This is a genomic window from Pseudoalteromonas sp. P1-11 (assembly GCF_001399995.1).
Classification (GTDB): Bacteria; Pseudomonadota; Gammaproteobacteria; order Enterobacterales; family Alteromonadaceae; genus Pseudoalteromonas; species Pseudoalteromonas atlantica.
This window is the reverse complement of sequence record NZ_LJSP01000004.1, coordinates 523,014-530,751: the sequence shown is the minus strand read 5'-3', so window position 1 is coordinate 530,751 and position 7,738 is coordinate 523,014. Positions and strand designations below refer to the sequence as shown.

General features: G+C 40.1%; 4 protein-coding genes. 1 reads left to right on the top strand and 3 read right to left on the bottom strand.

Annotated elements, in window-relative coordinates; genetic code table 11:
* Positions 1-169: 169 nt before the first annotated feature.
* The gene (locus AN390_RS10560; RefSeq protein WP_055254411.1) at positions 170-1,306 is read right to left on the bottom strand and encodes a DUF1570 domain-containing protein; all 1,137 of its coding nucleotides are present in this window, start codon (positions 1,304-1,306) and stop codon (positions 170-172) included.
* 2 nt (positions 1,307-1,308) lie between these two features.
* Positions 1,309-1,782 (bottom strand): hypothetical protein, encoded by a 474-nt coding sequence (locus AN390_RS10555; RefSeq protein ID WP_055254378.1) that lies wholly within the window; start codon positions 1,780-1,782, stop codon positions 1,309-1,311.
* 723 nt (positions 1,783-2,505) lie between these two features.
* Between AN390_RS10555 and AN390_RS10550 the strand changes: the two genes are divergently transcribed.
* Positions 2,506-5,658, top strand: coding sequence for a DUF3427 domain-containing protein (locus tag AN390_RS10550; protein ID WP_055254375.1), 3,153 nt, complete (start codon positions 2,506-2,508; stop codon positions 5,656-5,658).
* A gap of 6 nt (positions 5,659-5,664) precedes the next feature.
* Here the strand turns inward: AN390_RS10550 and AN390_RS10545 are convergent, their stop codons facing one another.
* Entirely contained in the window at positions 5,665-7,311 is a 1,647-nt protein-coding gene (locus tag AN390_RS10545) for a P-loop ATPase, Sll1717 family (protein WP_055254373.1), read from the bottom strand.
* Between the last annotated feature and the right edge of the window lie 427 nt (positions 7,312-7,738).

The following is a 7,738-nucleotide window of genomic DNA, read 5'->3' as shown; positions in this document are numbered from 1 at the left end:
AAGCTCACTGACTTCGATGTGATAAATGATAGCTAATCATTTATCAACGAGAGATACAAGGGGCGAAGCTTGCTCACGTCAGAAGCACAGCTTCTCGTTATTTAATAAATTAACATCGTAAAAGCCCAGCTTTTAAAACGCCAACAAGTTGCGCGTCTAACAAAACAAGCTAAAAATTATGTGGCTTAAATGGCGTTTTTAACCATTTTGAATAGTCATGATTAAACGCAGGAAACTGTTTAAATAACATCGCGTTTAATTGATCTTTCGAAAGCTTGTTACAGGGATTTTTCTGCTCTGCCAGCATAATATTTTTAAGTAATATTCTACCTGATTGGGTATCCATTAAAAAATAAATTGCAGCCCAGCTACTAGCGTAAAGCATACTGCTGTCGCCTTTTTGCCACGTATTATTTAACCCCGTTAACCGATTAAGTCTAAACACGTTTTTAGTAAGCTTATTATTACGTACCCAGGTTTGATTTGGCTCTACAATAGCAGTTTGCATATTGTTATGGGTAAACTCAAAATACTCAGCAAACCCTTCATTTAACCACCTAGGCGTGTACCCTAAAACTGCTTTATTAATGGCATGTACTGCTTCGTGCACTGCCGTCCTCATGGTGTTTTGTTCGCCACTAAAATTAATAAACGCAGAGTTAGTTGCATGAAAATACATTCCTGCTGTATTTTCTGGGTTGCCGCCACTGTTCCTAATAGCGGCGCTATAAGCCCTACGGTTAGGTAATACCGTTAAGTTTAGTTTTACCTTTTTTAGAGCATACGCACCAATAATTTGTCCATACACCTTAAATACTGTATTGAGTTTTACTTGTAGCTTTTGGTTAAATGAAGGCGGTAAATTTGGCGTGTTTAAATTAAGGTCAAAATAATCCAGTGGCTCAGAAAAATTACTCTCGTACGTTGCTACAGCAAAGTTAGGTTTGGTATCGCTAAAATGTGCAATACCCGCCTTGTCGGTCCAAGTGTATATATCACCGTTACGCTTATATTTTACGTCACCTAAAGATACATCTGTACATCGTGTTTTATCTGCTTGAGGCGAGTGATTACGCGCAGGCACAAAAGAGCTGCTGCCCGCCGGCGTTTTTATAGAGTTTACGGGTTGTGATTTAACTAAAGGCTTACTTGGCTGAGTTACGGTTAAATCGTTATAAATACGCTTAACTTCACCTATCGGGTCGTGATAATTAAACACCCGCCCTGTAAAATGATTAGCAATAAGCGCTGAGGCAATAAGCATTACAACAAACATAAATACTATGCGAAGCTTAGTATTAAACATAGTTACGGGCGCCCCTGCCATTGGGTCTCAAATACTTGCTTTTGCGCTACTCTATACTCGCTACACCAAACAAAATCGCTTGTCTCCATCCCTTTTTTACGACACCGCTTAGGCAATCTATAAAATTTAGACCACGCCTCAAGCTTAGCTTTGTTTTTATAGCTGGCACTGTGCAAGGTCATGTTTGATACCTTTTGATTGAGTAACCAGTTGGTGTTCGCCGAATGTGCAGCATGTGGGCGGTATGAGTTATTACTCTTTTTAAGTTTATTGCAGTGCTTTGCCAATTGGGTAAATAACACTTTGTCGCGAGCAGTTAATCGCTCACCTTTTTTAATGCTATAACCCTGCCTAAATTGAGAGCGAATAGATTCACGCTCCTTTTCTATGCTTTCGCACTTACTTTTCGTGTAGGCCTCGCCTGCATATGAGTACGTTGAAATAAAACTAAGCAAAACTAAAATCCATTTAATCATTATTCACTCCTTTAAATAACACCTCAAATAAGTGTACCTATTTAAGGTTAGCAGCGCATTAAATATTGCCCTTGTTTTGCTTCATTAGTACTTACGGTTTAGGAAAAAATTAGCCGCAGAGTTGGCTCAAGCCAAATGGTCGATGTTTAATTTGTCTTGTAGACCGAGAGCTTGCTCACGTTAGAAGCGCAGCTTCTCATTACTCAATAAATTAACAACGTAAAAGCCCTGCTTTTAAACGCCAACAAGTTGCGCGTTGGCGATGGCAACCAAGGGGCGCATAGCGCCGAACGCCCCTTGGAACCCTTCGACGCCCCGCAACTTCACTTATCTTCAAATACAAAATTAATATGAACGTAAACGCGATGAACGCACAACTTTCACATCCATGTACGCTGCCCAGTTCGGGTATCCCTACCCTCTCGTTCAAAACTACGTTTTTCGCCCATATGCAAACATCGCTTTACTCGCATTGCCTAAAGGTTTTTAGGTACTTGGAATTTGTCGGGAACAAAATTCCGCCATGCGAGGTAATTACTCATTAATTATGTGTTTTCAGGTGAAGTTGAAGGGGATGATTTCTTAGCATCATCATTTTCTTGCCCTACCGGCTAATACTTAACTCACGCGTTTGTACTTAAATACTAGTAACTTAGTCGATTAATACTTGTAGCTGTACCGCATTTTAGTAAACTAACTGCACGCAAACAGGGAGTGGTTTTAATGCAGCAAATTGGTATTTACGAGCAGTTAATTACACAAGTAATTGAGCAAAACTTAAATCGTGAGCAATTTTATGTGGGCGAACGCCAACTAGAATCGGCAGAGGCCGCAACATGGCTTTCGCGCTTTTTGGGCAAGCTTGTTGAACATGCAATAAATGCTATTCCCAACTCGGACGAGCGTTTGCAAGAGCAAATTAGCCTAGCTAATAGCCTTGTCCTTTGGCTTAAAGATCATATTCGCGATGATGAACTAATCAAAGAAAACCTTATCGACAGCCAAGGCCGAATACTTACTGCGCTGTTTAATACCCAAAACCCCATTGCTGCAAACCTTAAAGATTACTCCAAAGATATTTTCCCGCAAACAGGTCTTACCCAAAGCGAATTGTTTAGCGGTGCGAATGCGGGTATATCACTCGAAACCGAGCTAAAGCGCGAGATTAAATCGTCCGACACTATTTACTGGCTTGTCTCATTTATCAAATGGACGGGGCTGCGCATTTTTAAAAATGAGCTTGAATCCTTTACCAAAAGCGGTAATAAACTCAAAGTAATTACTACTTCGTACATGGGTGCAACAGATGCAAAGGCGGTTGAATTTTTAGCAAACTTACCAAATACCGAGGTAAAGCTAAGTTACAACAATCAACAAGAACGCTTACACGCTAAATCTTACTTATTTATGCGTAACACGGGTTTTCATACTGGGTATATTGGCTCGTCTAATTTATCGCATTCGGCTCTTACCAGCGGCCTTGAGTGGAACTTAAAAATTACCGCGCAAGAAATCCCACACATAATATCCAAAACCAAAAGTACGTTTGAAACCTACTGGCAATCGCCAGATTTCGAGTTGTTTACTGGCAAGCTTGAATGTAAAGAAAAGCTCATTAATTCACTTAACGAGCAACGCGGTGTTGGGCAATCAAGCAGCCAGTTTTATTTTGATATAACACCAAAAACACACCAGCTAGCTATTTTAGAAAAGCTAAGCGTAGAGCGCAGCGTACATAATCGTTTTAAAAATTTAGTGGTTGCTGCAACGGGCACGGGTAAAACAATAATATCGGCGTTCGACTTTAAAACTGTTTACGATAAAAACCCAAATGCCCACTTTTTGTTTGTAGCCCACCGAGAAGAAATACTAAAACAAGCGCAAAGCGCTTACCGTGGCGTGCTTAAAAATAACGATTTTGGTGAGCTGTGGGTAGGTAACTATAAACCGCAGCGTTACAGCCAACTTTTTGCGTCAATACAAACATTAAACAGCCAAATTGAATCGCTTAATTTAACGCATGATTACTACGACTACATAGTAATAGACGAAGTACATCACGTAAGCGCGGCCAGTTATCGTGCTATTTTAAGTTACTTTACGCCCGCAATATTACTTGGCTTAACCGCCACGCCAGAGCGACAAGATGGCGCAAATATACTCGATGATTTTTGCGGCGTAATAGCCGCCGAAGTACGCTTACCAGAGGCAATCAATCAACGCCATTTATGCCCGTTTCAATATTTTGGGTTAGATGATGACACCGACCTAAGTCAAATAACATGGCGAGGCGGCCGTTACGATATAAGCGAGCTAAGTAACCTTTATACAGGGGAAAACAGCCGCGCTAACAAAATTATATCCAGCCTTGCTGATATAGTGACTAATGTTCACAACATTAAAGCGTTGGCATTTTGCGTAAGTCAAAAACACGCAGAGTTTATGGCATCTAAGTTTAACTTAGCAGGCATAAACGCCGATGTACTCACCAGCAAAAACACCAATGAGCGCGCGGCTAAACAGAAAGCACTACGCCAAGGCGAAATACAAATACTTTGTGTGGTTGATATTTTTAACGAAGGGGTCGATATCCCAGAGGTCGATACCTTACTATTTTTACGCCCAACTGAAAGCCTAACGCTGTTTTTACAGCAACTCGGCCGTGGTTTGCGCCTACCCGACAACAGCCAAAAGCAATGCTGTACCGTGCTCGACTTTGTAGGTAATGCTCGCCCAGAATACGACTTTGCCAGTAAATTCCGCGCGCTAATTGGTAAAAGCAACCAACCAATAAAAACTGAGATTGAAAACAACTTCCCACATTTACCGCTGGGTTGCCGTATTGAGCTACAAAAGCGCACACAACAAACAATATTAAAAAATATTCAGCAAGCTATAAACTCTAAACGCCGTTTACAGCAGCTTATAAATAGCTATTCGCAACACACTAATGACGCGCTAACGCTAAGTAATTTTTTACGCATAAACCCACAAGTCACACTAGAAGATATATACAAACCCAAAGATAAAAAACTCGGCGGCTGGCATTGGTTAAAAGGCGATAAAATACCCGCAGAGCAAGCCGACATTTACGCCGCGTATTACCGCGCTATAAACACTCAATTACTCGTCTGCGACTCGCTCAGTTATCTATGCTTTTTACGTGATTTATGTAACAACAACTTTAGTTTTTCCCCAACACCACAAAACCAACAGTACGCGCTTATGGCGCATTACAACTTTTGGGATACCACAGGCACAAGTTTAGGCTTTAAAACCCTCGAGCAGAGCCTACAAGCACTTAAACACAAAGAGCTACAGCAGGAAATCGCACAAGTAATTACGCTATTAATAAACCGCATTCACCAGCAAGAAAGCGATTTAGCGTGCCTGCCTAATCATGCAATAAAATTACACAGCCGCTACACGCGCCAGCAAATACTGGCCGCATTTGGGGCGCACTCTTTTGATAAAAAATCGACCGCCCGCGAAGGTGTTTTAGAATTTAAAAACCAAAACTTAGAGCTGTTATTTGTAACGCTCAACAAGTGCGAAAAAACCTACTCGCCCACCACGCTGTATCATGACTACGCAATCAACCCCACCCTGTTCCATTGGCAAACGCAAAACAGCGCCCGCCCAGAACACGGCCGCGGCCTTAGTTATATTCGGCACCAGCAAACAGGCAAAACCATCCTGTTATTTGTGCGCGAACAAGGCAAAGACGAAAACGGCCGAACCATGGGGTTTGTAAACTACGGCGAGGTTAAATACCAAAGCCACAACGGCAGCCAGCCTATGAATATAACGTGGGAGTTAACCAGCCCCATGCCAAGCGAAATGTGGCATGAGGCAGGAAAGTTGGCGGTTGGGTGATGGTTATTATGTTTGAAAAATAGGTTGATCATTATGATCCACATCTAAAGATCTGTAGAGCATTTTATGTATTTTCATGTGACTAGCCCTTTTTACTTCTCCTTTAGATATACTGCTCTGATCTATATATGACCACAAGAAAGTGTCAAGTGAACTCACTTTGATACCTATAACACCGACTTTATAGAGGCATTGAAGAATAATATATAAGACATCTTTTTCTTTCATATTCCTTCCCTCAAGGTACTGCCTCGAAGCTTTTACACAAGGATCTATATTATCTTCTTCACTCAATGCTCCAATTATTTCTGTTAACCTTTCAGCTGTTATCGAGCTACGGGTAAAGGTTTTAGGCAAGCCACGAATGATTTCAATCGTGTCCTCAAAAGATGGGTACATTTCCCCCCACTCTTCTTTCAAAGATTTTAACCTTTTTTCAGAATAATTAGCTTCGGCAGCAATTAAGGCTCTCCACGAAACTCTTTCGTTATCTTCGGCTATATTAAATGTTTCATTAACAAACTGAAGTACATCTCGGGGGCGTTTTAATGTCCTTTCTAAAATAAAGTCACTAGCAGTTTGCCCTCCACCTTTTTTTGGTTTAGGAAAAATATCTTCAAAGTTCACCCTTTCACCAGTATATTGGCTTTTAAATACTTCATTTATCCGTAAATTAATCAAATTTAATAACTCTGATTGAGTCCATTTTAATTCAAGGATATATGACTCATATTTCTCTTCTTGAAAACCTGAGTCCCTAGTTTTGTTAAATACCAACTCCAAAAGGTCCTTTCGAAGCGCAATAACAACCTTCACAGTTTCAAGCTTTCTAAAAGATTTTATTTCTTCGATTAATGCACGAATAAAACGACACCGTGTTTCAGTATTTGCCCAATTTTCATCCAGCTGATCAATAATTACATAAAACTTTCTCTGTTTATCCGAGAATGCATATTCAGCAAGTAAATCTAACACTTCATTAAGCTTTTTAATTTGAAGGCCATTTACTACCTGACTTGCTCTTTGTTTTATTTCAATTTTTTCTTGATCAGAGAGTTTTTTTACACCTTCAACATTTAGACCAACGCCTTGAAATTTTCCTCCAATGCTAGCTTTTGTATCTTCTTCTAACTTTAAGGTTATTTCTCTTAGGTGCTCATCTGTATCTAGCCAAAACTTATCTCCCCATTCATTAAAATACTCGAACGATTTTTTTCTTGCTTTATCTCTATGGAACCAAGTAAATATGCCATCTAAAAAATTTCTTCCATCCTGCTCATTTTTAATGTCATACCTTAACTTTAATATTTCTACAACTAATAAGTGTCGCCATAAAAGCTTATAAAATAAATCAAGTTTAATATCTAAAGCATCAAAAAATTGAATAATGTCTGAGTACTCAAGAAAGCGTACCGATACATCATTAGGATCTAACCGTGAACAATGGCTTGCTGTTTTTTCTATTCGATGCATTAAAGCACTCTTACCTGCGCCTGTCCTTCCTAAAACTATAGCCTCAGGCGCTTCAACATCTAATAAACGATCAAGATCGCCTTTGTCTACAAAACACTTATCTAGTAATTGAAAATCAGTCTCCGCGTCTAACGCACCAACTTTCATATTTCTTGAGATTTTTAAGCGTTTATTAATCATTAATGATCCTTCTTATTCTGTGATTGATACAATTATTTAATTATATTTTTTAAGCTCACTAACTCTTGATTAAACTAAAGCCTAAATTCATAAACACCAATCTACCAACACACTCCAATTCCCCGTGAGCACACCCGAAACTTTGTTAATGATGAGTAATTTACAGCATGGATGCTGTACAAAGCGGAGCTTGGTCATGGATAGCCTATCTACGCTGGTTACGTTCACACTATTAACGTAAGTTGAGGATACAGTGTGATCCTCGGGTGCGCCGTGGGTGACGAGTGACCGAAGCGAAGCTTCGCAGCACGAGGAAGTGGAAGCATGGATGCTGACAGGAACCCAGCTTCATGGACGAATTACCTCGTACAATCTCAAATACCGCCCTTTAGTTGCCATCGCCAACGCGATATAACCTCGAATAGAG

Coding starts and splice junctions, on each gene's coding strand:
- AN390_RS10555 (WP_055254378.1), bottom strand. CDS start 1,782: ATGATTAAATGGATTTTAGTTTTGCTTAGTTTTATTTCAACGTACTCA.
- AN390_RS10560 (WP_055254411.1), bottom strand. CDS start 1,306: ATGTTTAATACTAAGCTTCGCATAGTATTTATGTTTGTTGTAATGCTT.
- AN390_RS10550 (WP_055254375.1), top strand. CDS start 2,506: ATGCAGCAAATTGGTATTTACGAGCAGTTAATTACACAAGTAATTGAG.
- AN390_RS10545 (WP_055254373.1), bottom strand. CDS start 7,311: ATGATTAATAAACGCTTAAAAATCTCAAGAAATATGAAAGTTGGTGCG.